At 49.9% G+C, this 575-nt stretch carries 1 pseudogene; it reads right to left on the reverse strand.

Annotated features, from left to right (window positions below):
* A pseudogene (locus QN359_RS19820) lies at positions 1-481 on the reverse strand (transposase); the annotation flags it as partial.
* Positions 482-575 lie beyond the last annotated feature (94 nt).

The raw sequence follows: 575 nt of genomic DNA on the forward strand, positions 1-575 counted from the left end.
CCCCCCAGATCGCCTGGGCTTTTTTTCTTAAGACCAGCAAAGCGGCTACTTCAGCTAAGGCTTTCTCCTTGCGATTCAATTCTTTCTCTAAGGCCCGGATACGTTTTTGATCGCCTTTGCTTTGCTCGCGCTGGCTTTTAGCGGCTTCTGCAGCGTTCGCATTCGCGCCTATGCATGCTTGACGCCACTCTTTGATTTGTTCAAGGAACAGGCCTTTACGGCGGCAATACTCAGCCTGTTCCGCCATGCTCATCGTTGCTGTTTCCAGTACGACCGCGAATTTATCTTCTGAGCTCCATTGCGCACTATTTTTTCCATTACCTGGCACGACTATTCCCTGATTTTTAAGCTGACGACGCCAAGTATAAAGCGTTTGTTCGGTGATCCCTGTTTCGCGTGCGAGTGCCGATATCGGCATATTTTCTGGGGGCATCATACGCCGCTGAGCGGCTTCTTTTCGTTCTGGTGAGTACATGCGCATAGTGATTCTGTTCTCCGTCCCCGTTTGGATTTCTGGCGACACTGCCAGTCTTACCAGGTTCTGATGTAAGCCAAAAAAATCAAAGTCTTGAGGG

It is taken from the genome of Undibacterium sp. 5I2 (genome assembly GCF_035019605.1).
Taxonomy (GTDB): domain Bacteria; phylum Pseudomonadota; class Gammaproteobacteria; order Burkholderiales; family Burkholderiaceae_D; genus Undibacterium.